Source organism: Escherichia sp. KTE159 (assembly GCF_000408805.1).
In the GTDB taxonomy this organism is placed as follows: domain Bacteria; phylum Pseudomonadota; class Gammaproteobacteria; order Enterobacterales; family Enterobacteriaceae; genus Escherichia; species Escherichia marmotae.
Genome location: NZ_KE137292.1, coordinates 1472848 through 1487715, shown reverse-complemented (window position 1 = coordinate 1487715; position 14868 = coordinate 1472848). Strand labels below are relative to the sequence as shown.

General features: G+C 50.2%; 16 protein-coding genes. All 16 read left to right on the top strand.

The genetic code is table 11. From position 1 onward, the window contains the following. The first annotated feature begins 33 nt into the window (after window positions 1-33). The 16 genes from A31E_RS14450 (at window position 34) to A31E_RS14515 (ending at window position 14840) form a co-directional block, all read left to right on the top strand. Window positions 34-798: a DUF6651 domain-containing protein gene (locus A31E_RS14450; RefSeq protein WP_000770040.1), complete on the top strand. Its 765-nt coding sequence runs from the start codon at window positions 34-36 to the stop codon at window positions 796-798. A 98-nt stretch (window positions 799-896) separates the two neighbouring features. Continuing rightward, entirely contained in the window at window positions 897-2036 is a 1140-nt protein-coding gene (locus A31E_RS14455) for a major capsid protein (RefSeq protein WP_000918489.1), read from the top strand. Window positions 2037-2078: 42 nt separating this feature from the next. Further along, complete coding sequence (locus A31E_RS14460; protein WP_000908083.1) at window positions 2079-2303, top strand: hypothetical protein; 225 nt, start codon at window positions 2079-2081, stop codon at window positions 2301-2303. 3 nt (window positions 2304-2306) lie between these two features. Continuing rightward, window positions 2307-2702, top strand: coding sequence for a hypothetical protein (locus A31E_RS14465; protein WP_000634207.1), 396 nt, complete (start codon window positions 2307-2309; stop codon window positions 2700-2702). Beyond that, window positions 2702-3085 (top strand): hypothetical protein, encoded by a 384-nt coding sequence (locus tag A31E_RS14470; protein ID WP_000524258.1) that lies wholly within the window; start codon window positions 2702-2704, stop codon window positions 3083-3085. The genes A31E_RS14465 and A31E_RS14470 overlap by 1 nt, the downstream gene beginning before the upstream one ends. Then, window positions 3086-3466 carry a hypothetical protein gene (locus A31E_RS14475; RefSeq protein WP_001029818.1) on the top strand — a complete coding sequence of 127 codons (381 nt, stop codon included), beginning with the start codon at window positions 3086-3088 and terminating at the stop codon, window positions 3464-3466. It abuts the gene before it with no gap. Beyond that, window positions 3463-3855, top strand: a complete 393-nt coding sequence (locus tag A31E_RS14480) for a phage tail terminator-like protein (RefSeq protein ID WP_000144682.1) — start codon at window positions 3463-3465, stop codon at window positions 3853-3855. Before A31E_RS14475 ends, A31E_RS14480 begins: the two co-directional genes overlap by 4 nt. A 26-nt stretch (window positions 3856-3881) precedes the next feature. Further along, window positions 3882-4844, top strand: a complete 963-nt coding sequence (locus tag A31E_RS14485; protein ID WP_000094291.1) for a phage tail tube protein — start codon at window positions 3882-3884, stop codon at window positions 4842-4844. A gap of 150 nt (window positions 4845-4994) precedes the next feature. Continuing rightward, window positions 4995-5354, top strand: a complete 360-nt coding sequence (gene ydaY / locus A31E_RS14490; protein WP_122984268.1) for a protein YdaY — start codon at window positions 4995-4997, stop codon at window positions 5352-5354. A gap of 182 nt (window positions 5355-5536) precedes the next feature. Next, window positions 5537-5662: a hypothetical protein gene (locus tag A31E_RS26765; RefSeq protein ID WP_001635124.1), complete on the top strand. Its 126-nt coding sequence runs from the start codon at window positions 5537-5539 to the stop codon at window positions 5660-5662. 163 nt (window positions 5663-5825) lie between these two features. Further along, the gene (locus A31E_RS14495) at window positions 5826-9059 is read left to right on the top strand and encodes a phage tail tape measure protein (protein WP_000840612.1); all 3234 of its coding nucleotides are present in this window, start codon (window positions 5826-5828) and stop codon (window positions 9057-9059) included. Next, entirely contained in the window at window positions 9052-9390 is a 339-nt protein-coding gene (locus A31E_RS14500; RefSeq protein WP_000024053.1) for a phage tail protein, read from the top strand. Before A31E_RS14495 ends, A31E_RS14500 begins: the two co-directional genes overlap by 8 nt. Continuing rightward, on the top strand, window positions 9390-10088 hold the full coding sequence (locus A31E_RS14505; protein WP_001152480.1) for a phage minor tail protein L: 699 nt from the start codon (window positions 9390-9392) through the stop codon (window positions 10086-10088). Before A31E_RS14500 ends, A31E_RS14505 begins: the two co-directional genes overlap by 1 nt. Window positions 10089-10092: 4 nt before the next feature. Further along, window positions 10093-10836, top strand: coding sequence for a C40 family peptidase (locus A31E_RS14510; protein WP_000194743.1), 744 nt, complete (start codon window positions 10093-10095; stop codon window positions 10834-10836). Then, window positions 10734-11381 (top strand): tail assembly protein, encoded by a 648-nt coding sequence (locus tag A31E_RS0122555; RefSeq protein ID WP_011703559.1) that lies wholly within the window; start codon window positions 10734-10736, stop codon window positions 11379-11381. Before A31E_RS14510 ends, A31E_RS0122555 begins: the two co-directional genes overlap by 103 nt. A 60-nt stretch (window positions 11382-11441) precedes the next feature. Continuing rightward, a complete protein-coding gene (locus tag A31E_RS14515) occupies window positions 11442-14840 on the top strand; it encodes a phage attachment tail tip protein J (protein WP_016248729.1) in 3399 nt (1132 codons plus the stop codon). Window positions 14841-14868: the final 28 nt, after the last annotated feature.

The following is a 14868-nucleotide window of genomic DNA, read 5'->3' as shown; positions in this document are numbered from 1 at the left end:
GTAACTGTCGGAAGACTTAAACCAGGTACTAATATGAAACTGAAAACGGTCGAGATTAACGGAAAACAATACGCAGAAATTGATACTGCTGGCCTGCCAGTTTATGTGCACGACGATGGTAAAGAAATCGGCTTCGATGCACCGCTGGCGACAAAAAAAATTACAGAACTTAATGGCGAGGCAAAAAATCATCGCCTGGCTAAAGAAGCTGCAGAGGAAAAACTGGCTAAGTTTGCCGCTATCGAAGACCCGAAGAAGGCGATCGAGGCACTGGAAATGCTGTCAAAAATCGACCAGAAAAAGCTGATCGATGCGGGACAGGTTGACCAGGTTAAGGCTGAAATTACGAAAAATTTTCAGCAGCAATTAGATGAAGAAAAGCAACGCTCTCAGATGCTGGAGAAGCAGCTTTACGATTCTATGATTGGCGGTAGTTTTGCGGGTTCAAAATATATTGCCGATAAAATTGCGATCCCGGCAGATTTATTACAAGCCCGCTTCGGACAGGCATTCAAAGTGGAAGAAGGGAAGATCGTTGCTTATGACGCTTCCGGCAACAAAATTTATTCCCGCGCGAAGCCAGGAGAACTGGCGCAGTTTGATGAGGCGCTGGAGTTCCTCGTCGAAAATTACCCTCAGAAAGACTACATCCTGAAAGCCAGTGGCAACAATGGCGGCGGTTCCCGTCCGACACAGCATGATATTGGTCAGAAAACGATGAAACGCTCTGCTTTTGATGCACTGGATGTTGCAGGTAAGCAAAACGCACTGAAAGACGGTATCACAATCGTTGATTAATACATTTGCCAGCTTCCGGATGGGAGTTGGTGTCAGGGCTGGATAGCTCACTACTCAATCCATTCACAATTACGCAAATTTTTAAGGAATATTTAATTATGGCTGGAAATACCCTGACCGGGTTGATCCCGACTATTTACACCGCCCTGGATGTTGTATCCCGTGAGCAGGTAGGTTTTATCCCTGCGGTAGCAAAAAACGCAAAAGCTGACGCCGCAGCAAAAGATCAGACGGTAACCGCGCCAGTTGCGCCTGAGGCGAAAACCGAAGATATCGTACCGGGGCCGTCAGCTCCGAATACCGGTGATCAAAATATTGGCACTGTTGATGTAAAAATTACTAAATCCAAAATGGCGCCGGTTAAATGGAATGGTGAAGAACAACTGGCTCTTGGCCCTTCAGGGACTTACAACACCATTCTGGCTGATCAGTTCAAGCAGGCTTTTCGCGCCCTTGCAAACGAGGTTGAGGCTGATCTTGGTGTGTTGTATTTCGGTGCTTCCCGCGCCGTGGGAACCGCAGGGACAACGCCGTTTGGTGTTAAAGATGATCTTTCTGATGCTGCTCTGGCTCGTCAGGTTCTGGAGGATAACGGCGCACCGACAACAGATCTGCAGATGGTGCTTGGTTCCACTGCCATTGCTAATTTGCGCGGAAAACAGTCTGTATTGTTTAAAGTGAATGAATCCGGCACTGAACAGCTACTGCGTGAGGGCGTGTTGGGGCGTCTGGAGGGATTCAATATTCACAGTTCGGCAGGTGTAAAACGAGCGCCAAAGGTTGCTGCAACTGGTTATCTCGTGAATGGCGAGAAAAAAGAAGGCGATGTTCTTATTTCCATTGATACTGGTTCGGGGAGTATTTCTGCAGGTCAGATTGTTACGTTCGCTGGCGATCCTAATCAGTATGTTGTGGCAGCAGCGACCAGCAATCTGATTACTCTTGCAGCACCGGGACTGCGTCAGGATCTGGCCGATGATACTGCAATCACAGTTGTTGGCTCCTTTACTGCAAATATGGCGTTTGATCGCAACGCGTTTCTGCTGGCATCCCGTACTCCGGCAATGCCGGAAGGTGGCGATAATGCTGATGATGTAATGAATGTTACGGACCCGATTTCAGGGATTACGTTCCAGATTGCACTGTATCGTCAGTATCGCCAGGTGCGCTATGAAGTTGGACTGGCATGGGGTGTTTCGTCAGTGAAACCGGCACATGGTTGTCTGATTCTTGGTTAAACATCCAAACGGGGCTTCGGCCCCATTTTTAATGGAGGGTATATGGCCGGATTAACTAAAGAGCAAAGAGCACAGCGTGAAGCCGCGCAAAAAAATGCAGTGGTGGAGCAAAATGTGGAGCAAATTCAGGAGCCACAAAAAACGCAAATTGAGTTAGTGGTTATGGTGACCGATTATCAGATGTTTCCCGGCGCACCAACTATCGCTAATGTTCATCCTGATGAAGTTGACAACTGGAAGGCTCTGGGCTGGAAAACTCAGGAGTAACACATGATCACTTACGTGACCTGTGATGACGTTGATAATGCGTTTGGGAACGCCTGGACGAGTGAGAACGCTAAAAATAAAGCTGTTTTAATGGCTAATGCCTGGCTTAATGGCTTCGGCCTGAAAATTAACCCATCCCGTATTCCGGAAGAGGTAAAACTTGCGGGAGCATATGCAGCCAGAATTGCCTCTGTCGGTAAGTTGTTTCAGCAGAAAAATGATTCTGGCGTTGTTATCAGTAAAGCCGTGTCGGCTGACGGGGTCAGTGTATCGAAATCATTTGCTGAATTGCCAGCAAACAGCACTGCATTGCTTGAACCCGATTTACAGCTTGCGATAGCACTGCTGAAACCGTACGGACTTAGTCGCTCACAAGTCAGGGTTGTGAGGGGGGGATGATGGGGCTTCGTGAAGAGATTCAGTCAGAGGTTGCCGCTGCTTTTGATGAGGATTTAGCAGACGCCGTGAGTGATTTTTCTGGTTCTTACGTTGCGCACCGGAACTGGAATCCAGTGACGGAAACTGGCGGCGAATCCACAGCAACCTATACCGGGCGAGGCGTGTTGACGCGTTATAAGCTGGGCAGAATTGATGGGATTAATATTTTGCATGGTGACCTTAAATTAACAGCTCTGGTATGCGAGGTTACGGATAAAACCGCTGTCGGCCATATTATTGAGATTTATGATCCTGTATCAAGGCAGTTGCAACGATACGAGGTAATTACAGCGAGTGTAGATCCTTCCGCATCAGTTTACTCAATCCAGTTAAGGAGAGCGTAAATGGCAAAGGCATGGGATATCGAACCGTCAATATTTGCCGGGATGATTGAGGAAGATGTGGGGCTGAAAATTCGCTACATCGCTATTCAGATTCTTACTGCTATCGATATTGCTGCTCCGGTTGATACCGGGCGTTTCAGAAATAACAACATGGTGTCGTTACAGCATCCCGATTTTGGTATATCTGATAACGTGGATCCGAACGGTACGATTGCGGTTCAGCGTGGGATCGGGGTTATTTCGAAAGCTGCAAATTACGGAATTATTTATATCCAGAATAACCTTCCTTATGCAGAGGCTCTTGAAAACGGTCATTCACAACAAGCGCCAACTGGCGTGTATGCCAACGCTTTTCATGGTGTTTTACAGGCTTACAAATGACGTTTACTGAAATCAGAAATACGGTCATTTCCAGAATGACGGCACAGACGGTTATTAATGGAAAAGACGTATTGTATCCGAACGGGCCAACGTTCGATCCTTCCGGTAAGTTAATCTGGGCGCGGTTAAGTAATATTCCCGGGCAGGCTGGAGTTAATGAAATTGGTGCGGGGCCGGTTGTTTATCGCACGGGGATAATCATTATTCAGTTATTTGTCCCCGCAGGTTCTGGTTCAAAACTCATTACTGAGACAGCCGATAAATTGCGGGAACTGTTTGAGTTTCAGGATGACGACCGTCTCAGTTACCAGGCTGTTTCCTCAATAACCGTTGGCGAAAAGAATGGCTGGTTCCAGCTTAATCTTCAAATTCCATATCGCGCGCTCTAGCGCAATTAATGACATAGGAGGCTCCTGTGAGTTCAGGTGCAAAGGTTATCTCGGCATTTATCCGGGAGACAGTTGCAGGCACCACACCAGCAAGTGGTGACTGGAGTTTATTAAAACGCACAAGCTGGGGAGTAAAACCCACCCAGAATAAAGGCGAAAATAATGAGATTGGTGGCTCCCGGATGGCTCAGGGGGCGACGCCTGGCACTGTGGATGTTGGCGGTGATGTTGGTACCAAATTTCGCTGGGGTCAACATGATGATTTTCTTGCATCCTGTTTCGGCGCGGAATGGTCAGGTGATTCTCTGACAATGGGGAATGAGCGAATAACATTTTCTCTGGCGACCTATGCGTCCGATGTCGGAATTGCCTCTGTTGTCAGAGGAGCGCAGGTTGGCTCATGGAAAATGCAGATCCCTAACGACGGCGATATTACGGCGACCGTAACCTTTGCCGGGCTGGACTGGGAATCAAAGGCCGATGATACGAATTTTATCAAAGGCGAACCTGTGGATAGTGCAGGAAAGCTACGTTATTCGTTTAAGGAGGTTTCAGCAGTAAGCCTGAATGGTGTTGCCGGAGGTAACGGTTTTTGTATCGACAGTTTTGATATTCAGTTCGATAACAAACTCCAGACACAGCGTTGTATCGGGACTGGCTCGCCTTATGCAGGAGCAAATATTCCGACTACTTTTACACCGTCCGGTACGGTGACGCTTTCATGGTCTAAAGCCGCGTGGGAAATCTGGAGTAAAACACTGACTGGAGAAACAGTTCCGTTCAGCTTCACGCTTTCGAATGGAGAGGGGGCATACACTTTCAGTTTCCCGAAGGTTCAGATGTCAGGTGAATGGCCTGATGGGGGTAATACCGACATTATCCAGGTTCAATTGAGCATTACCGCAGCAGATGAAGCACCTACGATAACCAGAAAAAAAGCCTCCCCGGCTGCCGTGATCGCAAAAGCCAGTGCTGAGGCGATTAGTTGATTTTCCGTTATTCCCCCTGTGGTACTGCACTACAGGGGGGCGCATTGAATGAGGTTATGGATGTTTATTCTTAATCAGAAAATTATCATCGGTGGTGAACGCTGGTTTACCCCAATGAAGGACTTAAAACCTGTAGACGGGTTAAAACTGTTGGTGGCAAGCAGCGATAACGATCAGTATCGCTCCCGTAATGCATTAATCCGTCGCCACATTGAGAAAATGGATGCCAGTTTGCACGTCGGAACGAAGGAGTTTGATATTGCAAAGGTTTCCGAGGTGGATTCTGTTGATGATTTACTCATTGATAATGCTGCTCGTTATCTGCTGAAAGACTGGAAAGGGGTTGGTGAACTGGTTGATGGTGTTGAGGTTGCACTGGAATATACGCCAGAACGAGGGATCGCGCTGCTTAAGCAGAATCCGGAGTTGTACTGGCAGATCCTTGCAGAAGCAGCCAGCATCGCCCAGGGTAAAGAGCAGCAGAAGCAGGATACGATAAAAAAGCCATAGCCGCCCAGCGGTGGTTATCGGAGTTCGGGGGAGAAAAGGGTGAAAAGGCAAGATGGAAGCGAGAAAAACTCAGGTTGCCACCGATACCGGAACCAGAAATAGACCCGGTGCTTAAGGAATTGTTGTACGCCTATTCGGTAATATCCCGTGCCCGACGTTATGCTGGAATGACTGGGGTGCCTTTGCCTTTATCTCTGACAGAGATAAATGAATATTTAGCCACTCATCCGGTATTGATTGAGCGCGATGAATTTGAAGCAGTGATCTTTGCACTGGATGACCAGTATTTTCAGGAGCAGTGTGTGTAGTTGTTAATTACGTACACTCTGTTACAGAGATGTGATGGTGTCTTTAATTAAATCGATGATGCTCCTGGAGAAAAGCATTGCGTGGCCTCGTAATCGCTATATCTACTATTATGTCGCCTGAAACCCACTTCGGTGGGTTTTTTGTTGTCAGGAGTTTTAATGAATGGCAGAGCAAACCTCGCGTCTCGCAATAATTATTGATAGCACTGGAGCGAAAAATAATGCTGACAATCTGGCCTCCTCATTAGTCAAAATGACGCAGGCTGGGGAAACTGCTGCAAATAGCGCAGGGAAAGTGACTAAGGCAACAGAAGATGAGAAGAACGCGCTCGCAAAATTAAAAGCAGCTATTGATCCAGTTGGTGCCGCAATTGATACTGTCGGTCGACGCTATTCTGAATTAAAGAAATTTTTCGATAAAGGGCTTATTGATAAAGAAGAATATGAATTTCTTGTCCGTAAACTTAATGAAACCACAGAGGAATTGAGCGGGGTTGCGCAAGCGCAGAGAGAAGCCGAGAAGGCCGGAAAACTTGCTGCCGCCCAGCAGGAAGCGCAGGCTCAGGTCTTTCAAAGAATGCTGGACAAGATCGACCCTCTGGCTGCGGCGCTAAGAAATCTTGAACAACAGCAGGATGAACTTAATGCTGCGTTTGCATCCGGGAAAATAAATGGTTCTCAGTTTGAGAATTATAGCCGAAAAATACAGGAAACACGGCGAGAGCTTACCGGAGAGGCTCAGGCAGAGCGAGAAGCAGCAAAAGCACATGATGAACAGGTTGCTGCTTTGCAACGTCTGATTGCTCAACTTGATCCTGTCGGAACTGCTTTTAATCGTCTGGTAGAACAACAGAAACAGCTCAATGAAGCAAAAGCTAAGGGGATGCTTTCTCCTGAAATGTATGAGGAGCTTTCTGGAAAACTTCGTGCTATGCGGAGTGAGCTTGAGGTTACTCAATCGCAATTAAGCAAAACCGGAATGTCGGCAAAACAAACGGCTTTTGCTATGCGCATGTTGCCTGCACAAATGACGGATATTGTTGTTGGGTTGTCCACTGGTCAGTCGCCATTTATGGTGTTAATGCAGCAGGGCGGCCAGCTAAAAGATATGTTCGGTGGGATTGGCCCGGCGATCAAAGGTGTAGGTTCTTATGTGCTGGGATTAATTAATCCTTTTACCCTGGCCGCAGCAGCCGTTGGCGTCTTAGGGCTGGCTTACTATAAAGGCTCTCAGGAGCAGGACGAATTTAATAAATCTCTTATTCTTACCGGAAATCAGTTGGGGACAACCAGCGGGCAATTGGCCGATATAGCTCAACGTGCCGGGAATGCGGCTGATTCGACAACTGGCGCTGCGGCGGCAGTATTAAACCAGCTTGTGCGTTCGGGAAAGGTAGCGAGCAGTTCGCTGGAGCAAGTGACGACAGCGATAGTAAAAACGAGCGAAGTAACAGGAATATCAACCGAACAACTGGTTAATGACTTCAATGAAATTGCAAAGGATCCTGTCAGTGCTATATCAAAACTTAATGATCAGTACCATTTTCTGACACTTGCGACTTATAACCAGATTAAGGCGCTACAGGATGAAGGGAACCAGCAGGAGGCCGCCCGCATTGCGACAGAAGCATACTCATCCTCAATGATCCAGCGCACCAACCAGATTAAAGAAAATCTTGGTTATCTTGAGACTGCATGGAAAGCTGTCGCAGACTCCGCAAAATGGGCATGGGATTCCATGCTGGATATTGGCCGTGAGGCCTCCCTTGATCAAAAAATCTCAGATGTTCTCCGTCAAATTGATGAAATAGAAAAAAATACCCGACCCGGAGTTTTCGGGTTAGGTGGCATTGGAGATGGCGGAGCTCAAAATAAAAAGCTGGCACGATTAAAGCAGCAATTGGGCGTACTTCAAGCAGAAAAAATTGCTCAGGACGTACTAAATTCATCAATAAACGATTACAACAAGCGACAACAGGAAGGAATTGAACTCAGACAGAGAGCAGATGCTTTTTCAAAACAATATCAGACCCGGGAGCAGCAGAGAGCTAGTGAACTTGCAAAACTGGAAAAGCTAAAGAATCAGTATTCAAAGGAAGAATATAATAATCTTATCGCTCAAATAAATGAGCGTTATAAAGATCCAAAGCAACCAAAGGCGAAAGGTTATTCGGATGATGCTGCCCAACGAATGATTGATCATCTGAATCAACAGAATGCGTTACTAAGTTCACAAGCTGAATTGACCGTTAAATTAAGTTCCTCTGAACAGGAACTGGTTAAGTGGCGTCAGCAGATTGCCGACCTGGAGTCACGACCGTCATCGAAATTAACCCAGGATCAGAAATCGCTTCTCTTACACCGGGAAGAAATAACCGCGTTGATGGAGAAAAATGTTGCGATTGAAAAAAATAACAGGCTAATCAAAGAATCCGCCGAAATAGCCGCATGGCGTGATTCATTGCAGGCTTCGATTGATAATCGTCAGCAGGGGTATGATATTCAGATTGCTGGTTATGGGGTTGGCGATAAAAATCAGCAACGCCAGCAGGAATTACTGCGGATTGAACGTGAATATAACAATCAGCGTCTGCAACTTGAACGTGACTATGCAGATAAATCCCGTGGAATGTCAAATCATGTTTTTCAGGAGAAAATGCAGGCTCTGAATGATGCTCTGGAGCGAGAAAAAGAAATTGTCAGCCAGAAAAACGAGCAGCTCGATATTCAGGCAGGAGACTGGATTAGTGGTGCCTCCCAGGGATTCAATAACTGGCTGGATGACACTAAGGATATCGGTGCGCAAATAAAATCAACCACGACTCAGATGTTTGATGGGATGACCGATGCGCTAGGTGATTTTGTCACGACAGGCAAGGCAAATTTTCGTTCTTTCGCTACTTCCGTGATTTCAGATCTTAGTCGAATTGCATTAAAGGCTTCAATTACTGGGATTTTCGACAGCATTAGTAACAGTTCTTCTGGGGGTATTTTAGGAACTATCGGGAGTGCTATTAGTAAATTTATTCCGAATGCAAAGGGCGGTGTTTATGAGTCTCCGTCATTGAGTACATATTCGAACGGTATTTATGACTCCCCGCAATTTTTTGCTTTTGCAAAAGGAGCTGGTGTTTTTGGTGAGGCTGGACCGGAAGCTATTATGCCATTAACGCGAACTTCCGATGGTTCTCTTGGTGTCAGAGCTATTAATAGTAAAAGTGGTAATGGAGGCAGAGATATTACTTATGCCCCTGTATACCAAATCACTATTCAAAATGACGGCCAGAATGGAGAGATTGGTCCTCAGGCAATAAAAGCACTTATGGGGATGGTTGATCAGCGGGTGCAGGGCGCTCTGTTAAATATGCGACGTGATGGAGGAATGTTAAGTGGCTAATACGGAAGAATTTTACTGGTTACCAGAGGATGGAATGAAAACAGAAAATAAGCCATCGATAAAAACTGTAAGATTTGGCGATGGTTATGAACAACGAAGCCCAAACGGACTTAATCATTCTCTGCGTGTTTTTACCTGTGATTTCAGGGTTGAGGCGAATGAACGTAATTCATTTGAACTGTTTCTGGCTCGGCATGGAGGCTATAAATCTTTTTTTTGGCGCCCGCCGGGTATTAACAGAAAAATCAGAGTGGTGTGTCGAACGTGGTCAGCGACAGAACATATCACCTATACCGATTTTTCGTGTCAGTTTGACGAAGTGGTGATCTGATGCAGGACATACGACAGGAAACACATCATGAGACGACACGCCTTACTCAGTCAGCCCAGGTGGTGCTCTGGGAAATCGATCTGACAGAGGTCGGTGGTGAACGTTATTTTTTCTGTAATGAGCAGAACGAAAAAGGTGAGCCGGTCACCTGGCAGGGGCGGCAGTATCAGGTATACCCTATTCAGGGGACGGGATTTGAACTGAACGGTAAGGGTAGTGCTACCCGTCCGACACTGACGGTCTCTAACCTGCACGGCATGGTCACCGGGATGGCGGAAGACCTGCAGAGTCTGGTCGGCGGAACGGTGGTCAGGCGTAAGGTTTACGCCCGTTTTCTGGATGCGGTGAACTTCGTCAACGGAAACAGCGACGCCGATCCGGAGCAGGAGGTGATCAGCCGCTGGCGCATCGAGCAGTGCAGCGAACTGAGTGCGGTCAGTGCCTCCTTTGTGCTCTCCACACCGACGGAAACGGATGGTGCTGTTTTTCCGGGGCGCATCATGCTGGCCAACACCTGCACCTGGACCTATCGCGGTGATGAGTGCGGTTATCATGGTCCGGCTGTCGCGGATGAATATGACCAGCCGACGTCCGATATCACGAAGGATAAATGCAGCAAATGCCTGAGCGGCTGTAAGTTTCGCAATAACGTCGGCAACTTTGGCGGCTTCCTTTCCATTAACAAACTTTCGCAGTAATCCCATGACACAGACAGAATCAGCGATTCTGGCGCACGCCCGGCGATGTGCGCCAGCGGAGTCGTGCGGCTTCGTGGTGAGAACGCCGGAAGGGGAAAGATATTTTCCCTGCGTGAATATCTCCGGTGAGCCGGAGGCGTATTTCCGGATGTCGCCGGAGGACTGGCTGCGGGCAGAGATGCAGGGTGAGATTGTGGCGCTGGTCCACAGCCACCCCGGTGGTCTGCCCTGGCTGAGTGAGGCTGACAGGCGGCTGCAGGTGCAGAGCGATTTGCCTTGGTGGCTGGTCTGCCGGGGTGAGATTCATAAATTCCGCTGTGTGCCGCATCTTACCGGGCGGCGCTTTGAGCACGGGGCGACGGACTGTTACACGCTGTTCCGGGATGCTTATCATCTGGCGGGGATTGAGATGCCGGACTTTCATCGTGAGGATGACTGGTGGTGTAACGGCCAGAATCTCTATCTGGATAATCTGGAGGCCACAGGGCTGTATCAGGTGCCGTTGTCAGCGGCGCAGCCGGGCGATGTGCTGCTGTGCTGTTTTGGTTCATCGGTGCCGAATCATGCCGCCATTTACTGCGGCGACGGTGAGCTGTTGCACCATATTCCTGAACAACTGAGCAAACGAGAGAGGTATACCGACAAATGGCAGCGACGCACACACTCCCTCTGGCGTCACCGGGCATGGCACGCATCTGCCTTTACGGGGATTTACAACGATTTGGCCGCCGCATCGACCTTCGTGTAAAAACGGGGGCTGAAGCCATCCGGGCGTTGTCCACACAGCTCCCGGCGTTTCGTCAGAAACTGAATGAGGGCTGGTATCAGGTGCGCATTGCCGGGCGTGATGCAGGCGAAAATGAATTATCTGCCCGTCTTAATGAGTCGCTGGCAAATGGTGCCGTGATCCACATTGTGCCGCGTCTGGCGGGAGCTAAAAGTGGCGGTGTTTTTCAGGCAGTGCTGGGTGCGGCGCTGATTGCGGTGGCATGGTGGAACCCTGTGGGCTGGCTGGGTGCCGCGGCTGTATCGGGCATGTATGCGGCAGGGGCCAGTATGATCCTGGGTGGTGTGGCCCAGATGCTGGCACCGAAAGCCCGGACGCCCACAGCGACCAGCACGGATAACGGTAAGCAGAACACCTATTTCTCATCACTGGATAACATGGTTGCCCAGGGCAATGTTCTGCCTGTTCTGTACGGTGAAATGCGCGTGGGGTCTCGTGTGGTTTCTCAGGAGATCAGCACGGCAGATGAAGGGGACGGTGGTCAGGTTGTGGTGATTGGCCGCTGATGCAAAATATTTCATGTGAAACCGCCTCCGGGCGGTTTTGTCGTTTATGGAGCATGACGAATGGGCAAAGGAAGCAGTAAGGGGCATATCCCGCGCGAAGCGAAGGACAACCTGAAGTCCACGCAGTTGCTGAGTGTGATCGATGCCATCAGTGAAGGGCCGGTTGAAGGTCCGGTGGATGGCTTAAAAAGCGTGCTGCTGAACAGTACGCCGGTGCTGGACAGTGAGGGGAATACCAATATCTCCGGCGTCACGGTGGTGTTCCGGGCAGGCGAGCAGGAGCAGTCACCGCCGGAGGGATTTGAATCCTCCGGTTCCGAGACGGTGCTGGGTACGGAAGTGAAATATGACACGCCGATCACCCGCACCATTACGTCGGCAAACATCGACCGTCTGCGCTTTACCTTCGGTGTACAGGCACTGGTGGAAACCACCTCAAAGGGTGACAGGAATCCGTCGGAAGTCCGTCTGCTGGTTCAGATACAGCGTAACGGTGGCTGGGTGACGGAAAAAGACATCACCATTAAGGGCAAAACCACCTCGCAGTATCTGGCCTCGGTGGTGGTGGGTAACCTGCCGCCGCGCCCGTTTAATATCCGGATGCGCAGGATGACGCCGGACAGCACCACAGACCAGCTGCAGAACAAAACGCTCTGGTCGTCATACACCGAAATCATCGATGTGAAACAGTGCTACCCGAACACGGCACTGGTCGGCGTGCAGGTGGACTCGGAACAGTTCGGCAGCCAGCAGGTGAGCCGTAATTATCATCTTCGCGGGCGCATTCTGCAGGTGCCGTCGAACTATAACCCGCAGACGCGGCAATACAGCGGTATCTGGGACGGAACGTTTAAGCCAGCATACAGCAACAACATGGCCTGGTGTCTGTGGGATATGCTGACCCATCCGCGCTACGGCATGGGGAAGCGTCTCGGTGCGGCGGATGTGGACAAATGGGCGCTGTATGTCATCGGCCAGAATTGCGACCAGTCGGTGCCGGACGGCTTTGGCGGCACGGAGCCGCGCATCACCTGTAATGCGTACCTGACCACACAGCGCAAGGCGTGGGATGTGCTCAGTGATTTCTGCTCGGCGATGCGCTGTATGCCAGTATGGAACGGGCAGACGCTGACGTTCGTGCAGGACCGACCGTCGGATAAGGTGTGGACCTATAACCGCAGTAATGTGGTGATGCCGGATGATGGCGCACCGTTCCGCTACAGCTTCAGCGCCCTGAAAGACCGCCATAATGCCGTTGAGGTGAACTGGATTGACCCGAACAACGGCTGGGAGACGGCGACAGAGCTTGTGGAGGATACGCAGGCCATTGCCCGTTACGGTCGTAACGTCACGAAGATGGATGCTTTTGGCTGTACCAGCCGGGGGCAGGCGCACCGCGCCGGGCTGTGGCTGATTAAAACGGAATTGCTGGAAACGCAGACCGTGGACTTCAGCGTGGGTGCAGAAGGGCTTCGCCATGTACCGGGCGATGTCATTGAAATCTGCGATGATGACTATGCGGGTATCAGCACCGGCGGGCGCGTGCTGGCGGTGAACAGCCAGACGCGGACACTGACGCTCGACCGTGAAATCACGCTGCCATCCTCCGGCACCACGCTGATAAGCCTGGTTGACGGACAGGGGAATCCGGTCAGCGTGGAGGTCCAGTCCGTCACCGACGGCGTGAAGGTAAAAGTGAGCCGGGTTCCTGATGGCGTTGCCGAGTACAGCGTGTGGGGGCTGAAGCTGCCGACGCTGCGCCAGCGCCTGTTCCGCTGCGTGAGTATCCGTGAGAATGACGACGGCACGTATGCCATCACCGCTGTGCAGCATGTGCCGGAGAAAGAGGCCATCGTGGATAACGGGGCGCACTTTGACGGCGACCAGAGCGGCACGGTGAATGGTGTCACGCCGCCAGCAGTGCAGCACCTGACCGCAGAAGTCACCGCAGACAGCGGGGAATACCAGGTGCTGGCGCGCTGGGATACGCCGAAGGTGGTGAAGGGTGTGAGCTTTATGCTTCGCCTGACCGTGGCAGCGGATGACGGCAGTGAGCGGCTGGTCAGCACGGCCCGGACGACGGAAACCACATACCGATTCACGCAACTGGCGCTGGGAAACTACAGGCTGACAGTCCGGGCGGTAAATGCGTGGGGACAGCAGGGCGATCCGGCGTCGGTATCGTTCCGGATTGCCGCACCGTCAGCGCCGTCGCGGATTGAGCTGACGCCGGGCTATTTTCAGATCACCGCCACGCCGCATCTTGCCGTTTATGATCCGACGGTACAGTTTGAGTTCTGGTTCTCGGAAAAGCAGATTATTGATATCAGGCAGGTTGAAACCAGCGCGCGTTATCTTGGTACTGCGCTGTACTGGATAGCCGCCAGTAGCAATATTAAGCCGGGTTATGATTATTACTTTTATATCCGCAGCGTGAACACCGTTGGTAAATCGACATTCGTGGAGGCCGTCGGTCGGGCGAGCGATGATGCGGAAGGTTATCTGAATTTTTATAAAGGGTTGATCAATAAAACGCATCTCGGCAAGGAGCTACTGGAAAACTTTGAGCTGACGGAAGATAACGCCAGCAAACTGGAGGAGTTTTCGAAAGAGTGGAAAGACGCCAACGATAAATGGAATGCCATGTGGGGCGTCAAAATTGAGCAGACCGAAGACGGCAGGCATTATGTCGCGGGGCTTGGCCTCAGCATGGAGGATACGGAGGAAGGCAAACTGAGCCAGTTCCTGGTTGCCGCTAACCGTATCGCGTTTATTGACCCGGCAAACGGGAATGAAACGCCGATGTTTGTGGCGCAGGGCAACCAGATATTCATGAACGAAGTGTTCCTGAAGTATCTGACGGCTCCCACCATTACCAGCGGCGGCAATCCGCCGGTATTTTCCCTGACACCGGACGGGCGGCTGACGGCGAAAAATGCCGATATCAGCGGTAACGTGAATGCGAACTCCGGGACGCTCAATAATGTCACGATTAACCAGAACTGCCGGATTCTGGGAAAACTGTCTGCCAACCAGATTGAAGGTGATATTGTCAAAACGGTGGGAAAAGCCTTTCCGAGAAATGGCAGTTATGCCAGCGGTACAATAACGGTCACTGTGTACGATGACCAGGCTTTTGACCGTCAGATAGTAATCCCACCCGTTCTGTTTCGCGGTGGTAAGCATGAAAACTTCAACAGCAACAACCAACAGTCATACTGGTATTCAACCTGTAAGCTGCAGGTACTGAAGAACGGACAGGAAATCTTTCAGCAACCCGCGACGGATGTCAGCAGGGTATTTTCATCCGTCATTGATATGCCTGCCGGACACGGTCATGTCACCCTGACTTTCAATGTTTCTTCATATGGTGCTAATAACTGGACGCCAACGACCAGTATCAGCGACCTTCTTGTTGTCGTGATGAAGAAATCAACAGCCGGTATCAGTATCAGTTGAATTTTATAACCCAAATACGGGCGCCAGA